Annotated in this window: 15 protein-coding genes; all 15 read left to right on the top strand. The window is 38.9% G+C overall.

The genetic code is table 11. The features are described 5' to 3' along the window. Positions 1–65: 65 nt before the first annotated feature. The 15 genes from V1L65_RS03240 to V1L65_RS03170 all read left to right on the top strand — a co-directional run bounded on the left by V1L65_RS03240 (position 66) and on the right by V1L65_RS03170 (position 15,852). The gene (locus V1L65_RS03240; protein WP_331697850.1) at positions 66–1,040 is read left to right on the top strand and encodes a glycosyltransferase family 2 protein; all 975 of its coding nucleotides are present in this window, start codon (positions 66–68) and stop codon (positions 1,038–1,040) included. Positions 1,041–1,056: 16 nt separating this feature from the next. Then, the gene (locus tag V1L65_RS03235; protein ID WP_331697628.1) at positions 1,057–2,475 is read left to right on the top strand and encodes a CDP-glycerol glycerophosphotransferase family protein; all 1,419 of its coding nucleotides are present in this window, start codon (positions 1,057–1,059) and stop codon (positions 2,473–2,475) included. 34 nt (positions 2,476–2,509) lie between these two features. Beyond that, positions 2,510–3,916 (top strand): glycosyltransferase family 2 protein, encoded by a 1,407-nt coding sequence (locus V1L65_RS03230; RefSeq protein WP_331697627.1) that lies wholly within the window; start codon positions 2,510–2,512, stop codon positions 3,914–3,916. A gap of 36 nt (positions 3,917–3,952) precedes the next feature. After that, positions 3,953–5,464 (top strand): HAD-IIA family hydrolase, encoded by a 1,512-nt coding sequence (locus V1L65_RS03225; RefSeq protein ID WP_331697626.1) that lies wholly within the window; start codon positions 3,953–3,955, stop codon positions 5,462–5,464. A gap of 31 nt (positions 5,465–5,495) precedes the next feature. After that, positions 5,496–6,935: a CDP-glycerol glycerophosphotransferase family protein gene (locus V1L65_RS03220; RefSeq protein WP_331697625.1), complete on the top strand. Its 1,440-nt coding sequence runs from the start codon at positions 5,496–5,498 to the stop codon at positions 6,933–6,935. 23 nt (positions 6,936–6,958) lie between these two features. Then, positions 6,959–7,849, top strand: coding sequence for a glycosyltransferase family 2 protein (locus V1L65_RS03215; RefSeq protein WP_331697624.1), 891 nt, complete (start codon positions 6,959–6,961; stop codon positions 7,847–7,849). Positions 7,850–7,870: 21 nt separating this feature from the next. Then, entirely contained in the window at positions 7,871–8,377 is a 507-nt protein-coding gene (locus V1L65_RS03210) for a hypothetical protein (RefSeq protein WP_331697623.1), read from the top strand. A gap of 2 nt (positions 8,378–8,379) precedes the next feature. Then, complete coding sequence (gene glf, locus V1L65_RS03205) at positions 8,380–9,540, top strand: UDP-galactopyranose mutase (protein WP_331697622.1); 1,161 nt, start codon at positions 8,380–8,382, stop codon at positions 9,538–9,540. Positions 9,541–9,546: 6 nt separating this feature from the next. Continuing rightward, positions 9,547–10,272, top strand: a complete 726-nt coding sequence (locus V1L65_RS03200) for a glycosyltransferase family protein (protein ID WP_331697621.1) — start codon at positions 9,547–9,549, stop codon at positions 10,270–10,272. 17 nt (positions 10,273–10,289) lie between these two features. Further along, entirely contained in the window at positions 10,290–11,285 is a 996-nt protein-coding gene (locus V1L65_RS03195; RefSeq protein ID WP_331697620.1) for an ATP-grasp domain-containing protein, read from the top strand. Next, positions 11,282–11,938 (top strand): HAD family hydrolase, encoded by a 657-nt coding sequence (locus V1L65_RS03190; RefSeq protein ID WP_331697619.1) that lies wholly within the window; start codon positions 11,282–11,284, stop codon positions 11,936–11,938. Before V1L65_RS03195 ends, V1L65_RS03190 begins: the two co-directional genes overlap by 4 nt. A 23-nt stretch (positions 11,939–11,961) precedes the next feature. After that, positions 11,962–13,068, top strand: a complete 1,107-nt coding sequence (pseG, locus tag V1L65_RS03185; RefSeq protein ID WP_331697618.1) for a UDP-2,4-diacetamido-2,4,6-trideoxy-beta-L-altropyranose hydrolase — start codon at positions 11,962–11,964, stop codon at positions 13,066–13,068. Positions 13,069–13,096: 28 nt separating this feature from the next. Further along, on the top strand, positions 13,097–14,143 hold the full coding sequence (pseI, locus tag V1L65_RS03180) for a pseudaminic acid synthase (protein ID WP_331697617.1): 1,047 nt from the start codon (positions 13,097–13,099) through the stop codon (positions 14,141–14,143). Between the two features lie 40 nt (positions 14,144–14,183). Continuing rightward, positions 14,184–15,365, top strand: a complete 1,182-nt coding sequence (gene pseC, locus V1L65_RS03175) for a UDP-4-amino-4,6-dideoxy-N-acetyl-beta-L-altrosamine transaminase (RefSeq protein ID WP_331697616.1) — start codon at positions 14,184–14,186, stop codon at positions 15,363–15,365. 289 nt (positions 15,366–15,654) lie between these two features. Next, the gene (locus V1L65_RS03170; protein WP_331697615.1) at positions 15,655–15,852 is read left to right on the top strand and encodes a cold shock domain-containing protein; all 198 of its coding nucleotides are present in this window, start codon (positions 15,655–15,657) and stop codon (positions 15,850–15,852) included. Positions 15,853–15,965 lie beyond the last annotated feature (113 nt).

Raw genomic sequence — 15,965 nt, 5'->3', positions numbered from 1 at the left:
CAAGATTTTTATAATAAAGCTCCATTTATCATGAGCGCTAGACGGGGGGCAACCGAATAGTGGTAATGGCAAGCGTCATAATGCCAGTATATAACGGTGAATTACATCTAGAAGAAGCTATTCAAAGTGTGTTAAATCAAAGCTATACAGATTTTGAATTTATTATAATTAATGACGGTTCCACGGATCAATCACTCAACATTATTACAAAGTATAAATTGTTAGATAATAGAATCCATGTTATATCGAGAGAAAACAGAGGGTTAGTCTTTAGTTTAAATGAAGGTATTGTTGCGGCGAAAGGCAAATACATCATTAGAATGGACGCGGATGATATTTGCTATTCTAATCGTTTTGAAAAGCAAATAGATTTTCTGGAAACTCATCGATCAGTTAGTATTCTATCCAGCTACGTAACTATTATTGGAGAAGAAAATGGGTTGCTGGAACAGAAGCTTAATCAACCTCTAGTTCATCCGGTTAAACAGTTCTTGACAGAATGGTATTGTTATTGTCACCCCGCTGTAGTTATGAGAAAAAATATATTTAAAACATTGACAGGTTATCAATCCTATTTTGCGGAGGACTTGGACCTGTGGCTTAGAGCGTGCAATGAACAAATGCAATTTGGAAAATTAGAGATGCCGTTGCTTTATTATAGGGTTCACCATAACTCCAAAACAAAACAAGATAACCTGCATTTGAATGGGATAAAAGATGCAGTGTTGTTAAAAGTAAAATATGTTAGGGAGAAAATGGGGAATTTGTTTCATACATATGCAGTTTGGGGAGCAGGCGCTGGTGGTATTACAACAACGGAGATTATGAATGAACATTATCCTGATCTGATATGTGTGGGATTAATTGATACATATAAACAAGGATTGCACGGTAGTATTCCAATTTTAACACCTTTCGAATTTGATTTTTCAAAAGTGGACTACATTTTAGTTGCCACAGAACCAGGCAGGGCGTATGCAGCGGATTATTTGGAAGAAAGAGAGTTGCAACTGTTAAACGACTATTTACCTGTAATATAAAAGGAAAGGTGTTTTTATGGAAAACATTATATTATTTGGCGCTTCTGAAAGAGGGAAACAGGCACTTTTTGATCTCCAAGATGAATACAATATTGTGGGGTTTTCAGATAATAATAACGAGAAGTGGAATCAAGACTTTGTGGGGTTAAAAGTGTTGCCGCCCAGTGAGTTATTGGATAAGTCGAATTGTAAAATCGTTTTAGCGAGTATGTATTCATTTGAAATTGCGCAACAGTTGCAAGGCATGGGAATTAAAAAAGTTGGGGTGTACAGAAGGACCGAATCGAAAGCCGTAATTGATGAAATAAATTTAGAAAGAATTCACGGCTTGGATCGACGCAATAGTATTTGCTTGGTTATAGTTAACCACGCCCTCTCTAATGTAGGAGCGTTATATAAGTTGATGCCAGAGAAATACAAAGAGATTTATAATATAACAGTTTGTAGCGCCCACGAAAAGCAAACTCTATTTTTTGCTGGCTATGATTTTCAAAAAGAAATTTTAGAGAACAGAATGATAGTGCTGGATGAAAATATACCTAAACAAAAGTTAGAAGACACACTATTTTACCACTTATGGCATGGCGTTCCTTTAAAGGCTCTCGGATACATGCAAAAAGAGGTAGTACATAGCGATAGACAACATCATAATTGGAACCGTTTTGACGTTATTGGTTCATATTCAAGTTTTTATAATGTTTTGTTAAGTGCTTCGTTTGGCTTGGCAAGAGATAAATTTGCCGTGACGGGTATGCCAAGAAATGATTTTTTATATAGAAGCGATGGAAAAGAAAATTTGTCAGAACTGCTAGAAGTGGATGTTTCATCCAAAAAAATTATTTATTTAATGCCGACTTATCGTAACTCCAAGCATTTAAGACAGGAAACAGGCAATAGGAGCTGGAGTAACATTTTTGGAATGGAGGACTTTGATAATGAGTGCTTCGGTGAGTTTTTAAGACAGAATGATTTATTAATTGTTATGAAAGTCCACCCTCACGAGGAAGAAGAAGTGCTTCCTTTAATAGAAAATATGTTCAGCAGCGATGTTTATTTAGTAACCAGTCAGATGCTAATTTCAAAAAATTTGGATTGGTATGAAACGTTAAATGCTGCTGATCTTCTTATTACGGATTATTCATCCGTATATTTTGATTATTTATTATTAGATAGACCAGTTCTATTTACCCCTGTGGATTATGATGATTATTCGCGGGAAAGAGGCTTTTTATTAGAGCCATACGATTCGTGGACACCGGGTCCTAAAGTCATTAATCAAGATGAACTGCAAGAGCAATTATTGTTACTGCTTGAAAACAAAGATTATTATCAAACTGAACGAATTGCGCTGAAAAATATAATTCATTATCACCAGGATGGAAATTCAAGTGAACGAGTGTGGGCGAATATTCATGAAACAATGAACAGGTCTTAATTGATGTGATAAACAAACGGAAGAGAGATGGCGCATGAAAAAAGTGGGTATTGTAATCTGTACTTGGAATAAAAAAGAATATATATTGAATTGTATTGAATCGGTTTTAAATTCGACTTATAAAAATTATGATATTTACGTGGTGGATAATGCTTCAACGGATGGCGCGCCAGAAGAAATTTTAGAGAGGTATCAGGGCAGATTGACCCTGATTCAGAAAACAGAAAACACTGGTGGCGCTGATGGTTTTCATTGGGGAATACAAGCAGCATTGAAAAAAGATTATGACTATTTGTGGTTGCTTGATAATGATATATTGGTTGACAGCAACGCACTTTTTCACCTAGTGGATTATTTAAATCAACATTCACAAGTAGCAGCGGTGGGATCCAAACTGCTTTATATGGAAAACCCGGACCGTGTACAATATTTAAACACTGAGATCGACATGGATAATTTTACGATTACAAAGTATTTAGCTAATAGTGAAGACAATTCTGATCTACCAATTGAGATTGAAACCGATGTTATCCCTGCATGCTCAATGTTAATAAAAACAGAAATGCTTGTGAAATACGGAGATATGGATCCCGAATATTTTATTTACATGGATGATTCTGATATGGGGTTTCAATTTATACTGAATGGATACAAACTGATGATATACACACCATCAATAGTTTTTCACAAAAGGGGCGCATTGGATAGAACTACAACTTTTAGCGACTATTATTCGCGAAGAAACACATTATATTTCTTTTTGAAATATATTCGTTATGATCAGATTTATTCATTTGCAGAATATATCATAGATCAGTCGTTTAAAGAATTTTATTTTGGCACGTATAATAACAGATTTGAAGTCGTTTTAACAAGGCAGTTTGCTCTTGAGGATATGTTGAATGGAGTCAGGGGAAGAGCCGTAGACGGTAGAATTCAAGAGCTTCCAATACAAATTCCACGTGCACAGATTATCATTGAAAAGAATTATCAGTTTTTAGTGATTGGTAGTGATTTGAAAGCATCGAGTGACATCATTACAATGATTAAAAATAAATATCCCGATAAAGTTGTTGATGTAATTTTGGATGATGAAAATGAAGATGCAGCAATTTTCGTAGACAAAATGAAGTCAATTAATATTTTGAGCGCAAATGACTTTGTACCCGGCAGGTATGATTTAATTATTCAAACTTGCAAGCATGTTTTAGACTATAAGCTATGTAATGGCGAAATTATACCACATGTATATGTTGACAGATACTCTAATGTTATTGAAAACGAACAAGACAAACAATATATGGATAGCTATGAGCGGGTATACAGCAATTACAAAACTATAAATCTCCCTATCTTAGTAGACCGATTACAAAGACGTAAGTTTGAAATTGATAGCCAAATTGCTTTGAAGAAAAGAGACAGAGTAGAAAGCTTAGTGTGAAATAGCAGTTAAAAATATAAAATCGGAGTGAACAAAGTGAAAGCAGCTATATTAGCAGCAGGTCTTGGCTCAAGGCTTCAACCAATAACGAATCATAAACCAAAATGCATGGTGAAAGTTCAAGGGGAAACGTTGCTTGAAAGACAATTGTCTGCTTTTCTAGAAGGTGGCATAGAGGAAGTATATATTGTAACGGGCTACCGATCCGAATTAATTGATGAGAAATATATTAAACGTAGATTTAAGAAGATGGAGATTCACTTTATTCAAAATGATTTGTTTGAAACAACGAATAATATGTACTCACTTTATCTATTGAAAACGTATCTTTATAATCAAAGCTTTGTGTTGTGTAATGGAGATATAATTTATGATAATCAAATATTTGTGGATTTAGTTAATTCCTCTTATCCTGACTTGATTGCAGTAGAAAAGAATACCTATATGGATGAGTCAATGAAAATTAAAGTAAATAACGATAACCTAATCGTTGATATATCCAAGGCTTTGGACGAGAGTGCTAGTTACGGGGTTTCAATTGACATGTATAAGTTTTCAATGAATTCAGCAAAAGTTTTATTTGATAGAGTTGAAACCATTATCAATGTCGAAAATAACCTGAAGGATTGGACCGAAGTAGCAATTCAAAGTGTATTAAAAGAGAGATTAATTAATATGCAGCCTTACCCTATTAATAATTATCGTTGGGTAGAAATTGACAATTATAATGATCTGGCATTGGCAGACATGAAATTTCATAATTTAAGCACGGAAATTGAAGATGCTGTATTTTTTATCGATTTGGACGGAACTTTAATGAAAGGCCAAGAACTTATTCCAGGTGCAGATGAGTTTATCAATTATCTGAATAAAAATGAGATTCCATACTTTTTGCTATCTAATAATTCTTCATATTCCAAATTAGAGCTGATAAGGAAAATGAAAACTTTTGGAATGGAAGTTGATGAGCGTAAGATTATTTTATCAACTGACGGCCTTATAGCGTATCTATTGGATGAAGGAGCATTAAAAACGTATACTATAGGAACTAATGCGATGATAGATTATCTGGAATCCAATAATATTGAGACAGATGCTGAAACTCCAGACTTTGTTGTGCTCGGTTATGATACCGAACTAAACTATCAAAAAATCAAAAAGGCAAGTAAGTTTCTAAATCAAGGGATTCCGATGCTCGCAACTCATTTTGATGTAAATTGTCCGACGCCTGACGGTCCGATTCCAGACATAGGGTCATTTATTAATATGTTCTCTACCGCACTGGGAGTATCGCCATACAAAATTTTTGGCAAGCCTAACATCGAAATGCTTTCATTTAAGCTTGAGCAATTTGCTCAAAATCATCCTGCTAGGACTCCTGTTGTCATCGGTGATCGGTTATATACAGATATGGAGATGGCGAGAAGATTAAATATTGATTTTATTTGTGTACTCAGTGGGGAAGCGTCTCGTGAAGAAATAGACAAGTTGGATTACTTCCCGAATCTGACTGTAAAAAGTGTAAAAGAAATTTTACAAATGATTTAATTCTACTTGTGCAAAAGGAAGTGATGTCGGATTGAAAGATATTGTTCTATTTGGTGCTTCAAGTTTGGGACAAGAAGCTTATGCTGTGATGCATCGCGACTATAACATTATTTCTTTTGCAGACAATAGCGAATTAAAATGGCAAACTTATTTTTGTGACAAGCCAGTCTGGTCAATTGAACAAGTAGTTGCTTATGAGAATGCCTATATTGTTATTACGAGTATGTATACATTAGAAATATCGAAACAACTAGCCCAATTAGGGATTACAGAGTTTGGGGTATATCATGGAAGTTATACGGACAAAGACGGGAAAGTTAACGTTAGAATCGAGCATATCGACTTAAAGAGCCCGGTTTATAACCAAAGACATAAGCGGATTGCACTAACCACAACTTCTTACAGCGGCTCGAATATTGTTGCTTTACAAAAGTTCATGCCAGAGAAATATAAGATGAAGTACAGTATAAACTTTTGTCATTCCGGTGAAATGGGCTATCATTTTTTTAGCGGGTATTCTTTTTTACGTGAAATCCTAGAAAACCGTATGCTTGTATTTGATGTAGTTTCACCGTCCTCAAAGGCAGAGGATAGTTTTTACTTTCAATTATGGCACGGGTTTCCCATTAAAGGTTTGGGTTATACCGAAAAGCCTGCTGTAGAAAATGAAAAGCAGCATCAACATTGGCTGCAATTTGATGATATCGCTTCCTATTCTTCTTTTTATAACATAGTTATGGGAGCATGTATGGGGATACCTCGCGATAAATTTGTGACTACTGGTATGCCGCGCAATGATTTTTTATATCGTACTAACGGAAGAGAAAAGTTAGAGAAGCTATTGAATGTAAATTTTGCAGATCAGAAAATTATTTATTTAATGCCTACCTATAGACAGTCCAAGTGGCTAAAACAAACATCAGGAAATAGAAACTGGTCAAATATTTTTGGTTTTGATTCGTTTAGAGAAGCTGATTTTTCTGAATTTTTAAAAGAAAATAATATAGCGCTTGTTATAAAAACCCATCCATTAGAAGAAGAAGAGGTCATGCCATATCTGAATAGGCTGGGTGATGAAAATATTTATTTATTACCAGATCAAGTATTGCTTGACCAAAGGACAGATCTCTATGAAACTTTAAATGCTGCGGATCTGTTGATTACGGATTACTCCAGTGTTTATTTTGATTACTTATTACTGGATCGTCCAATCTTGTTTACGCCTGTGGATTTAGATGAGTACTCAGAATCAAGAGGATTTGTACTGGAGCCATACGAGATGTGGACACCAGGTCCTAAAATAATGTCTCAATCGGATTTACAGGTGGAGATTACAAAGTTGTTCTATAACGAGAGCTATTACGACTTGGAGCGCCGGAAGTTAAAAGAGATGGTACATGTGTTTATGGATGGTAAGTCTAGCGAGCGTGTTTGGGACAGGATTGATAAAAGAATGGACGGAGAAAATTAAGCTATGTTAGGAAGTCTATCGTTATGAGCTCAAACATCACTATTGTAATGCTTTCCTGGAATAGAAAAAATGATGTGCGTGAAAGCTTAAACCGTATTGGACAGATTCAATACAGTCCGATTGAAGTAATCATTGTAGATAATGCTTCAAACGATGGAACACCAGAGATGATTTCCAATGAATTTCCAGAAGTTCAATTAATCGCACTGTCAGAAAACATTGGAATAGAAGCATATAATAAAGGATTTGCGGCTGCAAATGGGAAGTATATCGTTATTATTGACGATGATAGCTTCCCTGCTTTTGATGCTATTAAAAAAATGGTGGAACGGTTTGAAGCAGATCCATTATTAGGAGCTGTCGCCTTTGATGTCCGAAACTTTTATCACTATGATGAAGTTAGTGTAACAACTGCTGTCCAAGCTCAAACCGAAGCAATCTCAACCCAATATTTTATGGGTTTCAATGGAGCTGGAGTGGGAATTAGAGCAGAGTTGTTTCGTGAGATAGGTTACTATCCGGGAGAATTCTTCCTATATAATAATGAAATGGATACAGCTTTCAGAATTTGGGATAAAGGGTATCACATAAAGTTCTTTAGTGATATTGTATCCTACCATAAATATTCACCAGTCAACCGAACTTCATGGAGGGCTCCTTTTTATTACACACGCAATGCGTTTTGGTTAGTTTGGAAATACTATAGATTTGGTAAATGTCTAAAAACGACATTGTTATTAATTTATCTATGCATATGTAGCAGTTTAGAACAAAAAACAACTATTTATTTGAAAGCCATGCTTTCGGCTTTTAGAGAAATGTATAAACTTAAAGGTAAGCGAAAACCTGTTGATCCAGCTATTGCTGATGGATTGAGAGTACCTTTCGATACATTTTTTACATTTTATCGTTAGTTCCTATAAAGGGGGATTAGAGTGAAAGGGGCAAAAAGAGCACTTATTATCCGTTCCGCAAGCTTTCAACAGCTAGATCAAAATTTGCCTGGCATTCAACAACAAATGCCCGGATATATCTTTGATTTGTTAACGCATGAGCATGGGGTTAAGCTTGCAGAAAAATACGAAGGTATTAACAAGATAATCCCTTATCCGTACAAACAAAGTTTTAATAAAAAACTAAAAGCCATCGGTTTACCATCCGAATCTTACGATGCTGTTATATATGTAGTGACGAATATGACAGGAGTAGGATTTTGGAATGTACTACAGTTCGCATTTACCATTCCTGCAAATCAATATTTTCAATGCAACATGCATACTGAATTAAAAACAATTAATAAAGCTCAAGTTTATAAGGATGCTTTTTTGAGATGGATACAAAGGTTTATCTCACTAATTGCTACTGGGCTATGCTCAGTTATTATCATTCCTTATTTGATTTTTAAATTTATTCAAATAAGAACTGGGTCATCGGGGGAATAAGTATGTTTGATTATATTGTTATCGGAGCAGGTTTTTCTGGGGCAGTTATAGCAGAACGTATTGCATCGCAATTAAATAAGCGGGTATTAATCATAGAGCAGCGCAATCATATTGGCGGGAATGCGTATGATACGTACAATGAAGCAGGCGTGCTCATTCATCAGTACGGCCCTCATATTTTTCATACTAAGTTAAAATATATCTGGGATTATGTATCGCAGTTTACACAGTGGCATCATTATCAGCACCGTGTACTCGGAAGTATTGATGGACAAACGGTTCCTATCCCGTTCAATCTGAATTCGCTTTCGAGGTTGCTGCCTGCCGCTATGGCGCAGCAATTGGAAGAAAAATTAGTTGCTCACTTCGGATATAATGCCAAAGTGCCTATACTGAAACTGCGCGAGATTGAAGATGAGCAGCTTCGCTGGTTGGCTGATTTTGTATATGATAAAATATTTGTTAACTATACAGCCAAGCAATGGGGCATGAAACCGGAGGAATTGGATTCGGGTGTGACAGGGCGTGTGCCGATTTATATTTCACATGATGATCGCTACTTCCAGGATCCCTATCAGGGCTTGCCGAAGTATGGATATACGGCATTGTTCCAGCAGATGCTCAATCATCCCGATATCAAGCTGCTATTGAATACGGATTATAATGAAGTGGTTCGTTTTGACTATGAAAAGCATGAAGTTTACTTATTCGGTCAATTATTTCAAGGAAAGGTTATCTATACGGGAAAGATCGATGAGCTATTCAACTATGAGTTTGGAGAACTACCGTACAGGTCGCTGCGCTTTGATTTTGAGACGGTAGAGAAGGCGTGTCATCAGACTACCGGAACTGTAAACTATCCGAATGAGTATGATTTTACACGGATAACGGAGTTTAAGCATATGACAGGGCAAATGCATCCTTCGACTACTATTGTTCGTGAATATCCGCAGCCCTACAGTCGGGATACAGCAGGTCAAGACATTCCATATTATCCGGTTCCACAGCCTCAGAATCAGGAAATGTACAAACGTTATAAGGCGAAAGCGAATGAGCAGCAGCAACTGATCTTGCTTGGTCGATTGGCTGAGTATACTTATTATGATATGGATGCGTGCATTGCGAAGGCTTTAAAAGTGTTCGAACAGCAAATACAGGGGTAGATCGAGATGACGACAGCAATTATTATTCAGGCGCGGATGGGATCAACCAGATTGACAGGTAAAGTGCTGCAAGTGTTGCAGGATCGTACTGTACTGGGACATGTCATTAGTAGATGTCAGGCGGTATCTTCTGCTGATAAAGTAATTGTGGCAACTACTATGCTGGAGCAAGATCGGTGTATTGTCAGGGAAGCGGAAAAATACGGTGCAGCATGGTTTTGCGGTAGTGAGCATGATGTGCTGCGACGTTATTATGAAGCTGCAACGGCAATACAAGCGGATACGGTTATCCGAATCACTTCAGACTGTCCTTTGGTTGACCCTGTGCTTATTGATAAGCTCATTCATTACTATCAGACGGGATCCTTCGACTATGCCCGCATCGGACTGGACAGCTTCTCAAGAGGCTTTGACGGGGAGATTTTCTCCTATAAAGTTTTGCAACAAGCGCATGAGCAAGCTCAGTCTGATCTTGAGAGAGAGCATGTTACTTCGTATATTTTGAATCGACGAGAATTGTTTCGTATAGGGATCTATCGCGAGGAGTCGGCAACTCCTTTGTACCGGCTAACTTTGGATACGGCGGAGGATTGGCAATTGCTTTCTGCTATTTTTGCAGAGCTATACCGAGGGGAGCTGATTCCGCGAGCTGAAGTGGAGCAGTTTTTGCAGAAAAATCCGCAAATAGCTTCGATAAATGAAGAAGTGGAGCAGCAACATCCGACGATTTAGGGAACGGGAGTTTGACTATGAATGTTCTGGTTACAAGTATTTCAAACAAAATACCGATGTTAAAAGCAGTGCGCCATGCTTTGGAGCGGAGTTCAGATTGTGGTGTACTGTTTGGTGCAGATGCGGACTCTGAATGTTTGGGGGTTTATTTTGTAGATCAATTCTGGTTATGTCCCCGGCTGCATGAAGGTTTTATAGATGAATTGCTGCAGTATTGCTTAAAGAATAGAATTTCTGTTATCTTCCCAAGCAGGGACGGTGAACTGAAGTATCTGGCTATCCATAAAGAAAAGTTGCGCCAGCATCAAATTTATGTGATGATTTCAGCGGTAGACGCTGTTCAATTTAGTTTGGACAAGTTGTTATTTTGTAAGAAGCTGCAAACTGAAGGTTTTCCGGCCATTCCAACGTTTTTGCAGTACGAAATTGGGTACGAGGCCGCCGAATACAGCATTGTTGAACCTAGAACTATCGGTCATATAACTTTTGAGCACGAAGCTTATGTAGTAAAAGAGCGTTTTGGAGCTGGGGCGCGGTTGGCGGGTATTCAGATTTCTGCAGATAGGCTTGATCATTACATTCGTAATATGGAACATCCTGTTATCCAGCCTTTTATTGAAGGAAAAGAATATAGCGTGGACATGTATGTGTCTGACAGGCAAGTAGTGGGCAGCGTTGTGAGACAGAGGGTACAAGTTGTTAACGGAGAATCGCGTATTACACAGACGGTGCGTCATGAGAAGCTGGAGAGATTATGCATGCGTCTAAGCGAGTTATATGAATTTCATGGTCACATTATGTTTCAAGTTATTCAAGATGCCAAGGAACAATTTCATGTAATTGAATGCAATTGTCGTTTTGGAGGAGCCTCGACTTTAAGCGTTGCTGCCGGTTTGGACAGTTTTTACTGGTTCATGCAAGAATGTGCCGGGATAACGGTCAATCAGCTGGAATTCAAGAGGGCGGAGCGGGAAATAATGCTGCTTAGACACCCGGAGGATTATTTGCTATGAAAGTAATTGTATTTGATATGGATGATACGCTCTATGATGAGCTGACTTATGTGAAAAGCGGTTTTCGGGCGACAGCTGCATATTTGAATGAAAGATACGGCATCCCGCAGGAGGATGCCTTTACTCATATGAACAACACTTTGCAATTTGAAGGCAGAGGAGCAGTATTTAATAAAGTGCTGCAAGCATATGGTCTTGAGAATAGAAGCAGGGTTATAGATTGCATTAAGCAGTACAGGCATCATAAGCCGCAAATTGAACTTTATCCGGATGCAGTTGCTGTTCTGACTCAGCTCTCCTCTTACCCTGTCTATATTGTTACGGACGGTCATAAGGAAGCACAGCATCGAAAGCTGGAGGCGCTAGGTTTATACAGTAGAGTGAAGAAATGTTATATTACTCATCGATACGGCAAGCATCACGCCAAACCTTCCCCTTATTGTTTCCAGCAAATTGCCAAACGCGAAAATATGGCAGCTGCAGAAATTGTCTACATAGGCGATAACGTGAATAAAGACTTTGTCGGTATTAAGCCGCTCGGATTCCGAACTGTTCAGATTATGAGGGGTAGCTACGTTCATGCTGTCAGACCGGAATCTTATCAGGCGGACAGCAAGATAAATAGTTTAATAGAAATCATCGATATGTTATAACTACTTGAAAGTGTGGGGCGGCTATGCGAGTTGGGATAAGAGTAAACGCGTCTTCGGATATTGGTTTAGGACATGTGATGCGTTGCATGACATTAGCAGAAATGTTACAGAAATGGTGTCGGGCAAAAATTCATTTCTGGATAAATGATGATGCTCCTGCGACTATTGTAGATGACCTGAGCGCTAGAGGATTTAAGGTAATATTTATCCCAGGAGAGGCATCTGCGTCACTTTATGAACGATCTGCTGACCGGATTCAGGACCAGGCTAGCAAGCAAATTTATGATGCGTGGGCCTGCATTGCTGGCTTGCAAGGAGTGGACGAGCTGGAGCTTATAGTAGTTGATCATTATGAACTTGGAGAGCAATGGGAAATTCAGTTACTTCCTTCTTGCCGCAAGCTCATGGTTATTGATGATTTGGCTAATCGCAGACATTGTTGTCATATATTGCTCGATCAGAATCTGGCTCCCGACATGGAATTACGATACCAAGGACTTGTTCCGGAAACTTGTGTGAAACTGTTAGGCCCCGCGTATACTTTGCTGCGAAGCAGTTTTTTTGAATACAGGAGTGAGGTCAGATTCAGGCACGATTGCTGTCATATCTTAGTTAACTTTGGCGGAAGCGATCCTACCAACGAGACAGAGAAAGTAATAGCAGCGATTAGGAGCGGAGGGAGCCGTTTCGATCATATCCGTTTTTCGATAGTAGCAGGACAAGCTAATATAAGACAACAAGAGATTGCGAAGATGTGTCAGCCGCTTGATCATGTAACCTATTATTCTCGACATAACGATATGGCAGGGCTTCTGGCCAGTGTTGATGTTGCTATTGGAGCTGGAGGGATATCGTTGTGGGAGCGGGCTTTTATGGGAGTACCCGCACTAGTGGTCAGTGTGGCTGCCAACCAGACTGAAGCGGTGCTTGAAGCGGAACGGCTGGGTATGGTATGGCATTTGGGCGCAAGTGAAGTAGTAAGTGAAGGAACGGTGCTCTCAGCACTTGAACAGCTGCTGAACGATAGGACACAGATCAAGGAAAAAAGCTTGAAATGTTTGGAAGTCATGCAGCCATTAATTAATAAGGGGATTCATCCGATATTATCAGTAATAGAGAAGAACGCATAGTCATTTTCACAACGAGGTGAACATACAAATGAGCATTCAGATCGGAAACCGTTGGATCGGCAAGGAACATAAACCTTTTTTGATTGCAGAAATGTCAGGAAACCATAACCAGTCGTTAGAGCGTGCACTCGCAATAGTAGAGGCTGCTGCGGCTGCAGGAGCTGACGCTATTAAACTGCAGACGTATACGGCGGATACAATGACGTTGGATATTCATGAAGGAGATTTCTTCATAGAAGATCCGAACAGCCTGTGGAAGGGTGAGTCGCTCTACAATTTATACAAAGAGGCATACACACCTTGGGAGTGGCATGAGGCAATATTTGCACGTGCCAATGAGCTGGGAATGATTGCTTTTAGTACGCCTTTTGACGAAACAGCAGTTGATTTTCTGGAAACATTAAATGTACCAGCTTATAAGATTGCTTCTTTCGAAAATACAGATATTCAACTGATTCGCAAGGTATCTGCTACCGGTAAACCATTGATCATATCCACAGGCATGGCAACTATTGCGGAAATAGATGAAACTGTGCGTGAAGCTCGCAAGGCTGGAGCCAGTCATATTATCTTATTGAAATGTACGAGTACTTATCCGGCGACACCGGAAAATACGAACTTAAGCACCTTGCCGCATATGTCACAGCTATTCCAATGTTCGGTAGGTTTGTCTGATCATACAATGGGAATCGGTGTGGCAGTAGCGGCAATTGCACAAGGCGCTGTTGTAGTGGAAAAGCACTTTACACTGCGTCGCTCGGATGGGGGAGTGGATTCTGCTTTTTCGATGGAACCGGAAGAATTTGCTCTGCTTACCCATGAGTCGCTGCAAGCGTGGCAGGCTCTGGGGGCGATTAAATACGGAGCAACGGAAGCGGAGACGGCATCGCTCAAGCATCGTCGCTCGCTTTATTTTGCCCGAGATGCCGCTCAAGGAGAAATTATTTCAAGGGAGCACTTGAAGGCGATTCGTCCGGGACTTGGTTTGCCTACTAAATACTTGGATCATGTGATAGGGAAGCGGGCTTCCAAATCTATTCGCAAAGGTGAAGCTGTCACCTGGGATTGCTTTTAAAGTTACTGGTGACAACTGTGAAGAAACGGGGTAGCATGATATGGATAGCAGGGGATTGACGATTAGAGCAACGTTATTACCATATGGCCAACAATGGATTGACGATGATGATATTGCTGCAGTAGTCGATGTGCTGAAGGGCAACTATATTACACAAGGACCGTCAATTGAGCAATTTGAAGTAGCGATAGCTGAGTATGTGGGTGCAAGTTATGCCGTTGCATTTAGTAATGGAACCGCAGCCTTGCATGGAGCATGTTTCGCTGCTGGCATTGGTGTCGGCGATGAAGTAATCACAACGCCTATTACATTTGCTGCAAGCAGCAACTGTGTATTGTATTGTGGCGGAACTCCAGTATTTGCGGATATTCAAGGAGATACATATAATATAGACCCTGCTTCTGTTAATAAGCAGATTACATCGAAGACAAAGGCTATTATCCCTGTTGATCTTACTGGCCAACCTGCTGATCTCGATTCTATTATGGATATCGCCAGAAGGCACAATTTGGTCGTTATTGAGGACGCTGCTCATTCCCTAGGCGCTTCATATAGAAATCAAAAGGTAGGAGCTATAGCAGATATGACGATGTTCAGCTTTCATCCTGTGAAGCATATTACAACGGGTGAAGGCGGGGTCATCGTGACGAATAATAGTGAATACTACCAAAAGCTTTTATTATTCCGAAGCCATGGGATAACGAGGGATCCTCACCAGATATCGAATAATGAAGGCCCTTGGTATTATGAGATGCAGGAACTCGGCTATAATTATAGGATGACAGATATTCAAGCTGTACTTGGGCTTTCACAGCTTAGCAAGCTGGATTCTTTTGTAGCAAGACGAAGAGAAATTGCACAACAGTATACAGAAGTGTTTCAGCAGTATACTGGTTTGGTTATTCCTTATCAGTCGCTGGAATCAAATTCTAGCTGGCATTTATACGTTCTTAGGTTTGAGCCTGAGTATTTTACCGTTGACCGTCGTACTATTTTTGAGCAGCTGAGACAAATGAATATCGGAGTTAATGTTCATTATATTCCGGTATATCAGCAGCCTTATTATAGACAGAATGGCTATCACAATGAATTACATGAGCAAGCCGAGCATTACTATAATACATGTATTAGTATTCCTCTGTTTCCAAAAATGACTGACCAGGATGTTAAGGATGTCATAGAAGCTATTCAAGAGGTATATAACATGTATAAAAAAATGTAGTATAAGAAAAATGTATAGTTCCTAATGAAGCACTTGATGCAGAGCAATCTGTGGCAGGTGTTTTTTGTTGGTAAAGGTTATTTATCATAATTTATTAAAATTGAAGAATGCTATGAAGTGTGTTAGCGTTATTTGTTCATCCTAAATTTATCGTCAACAATCAATATATATAACAATTGTATTCGCTTTCAAGAAATTGTTTGACAATTCCAATTAGGCTTGGTATAGTCGAATTGTGGGCCACATCAAACTGCCTCACAGTATTTGAAGATGAAGGGAATGTTTGCACATGCAAGGTAAAGTAAAATGGTTTAACGCAGAGAAAGGTTATGGATTCATCGAGTCTGAGCAAGGCGGAGACGTATTTGTTCACTTCTCAGCAATCCAAACTGACGGCTTCAAAACTCTTGAAGAGGGTCAAGAAGTTGAATTCGATATTGTTGAAGGCGCACGCGGTCCACAAGCTGCAAACGTAGTAAAATTGTAATCATCCGGTTCTAATGGCCGAAACATAGATGGTACAATAATTATTGCTGGTAAACACAGAGCCTCGGGAAACCGGGGCTTTTTTTTGATTCAGAATAAACGGCTTAACTGCGC

Source organism: Paenibacillus sp. IITD108 (genome assembly GCF_036541265.1).
Lineage (GTDB): Bacteria > Bacillota > Bacilli > Paenibacillales > Paenibacillaceae > Pristimantibacillus.
The sequence above is the reverse complement of the archived record's forward strand: the minus strand, read 5'-3'. Positions and strand labels throughout refer to the sequence as shown.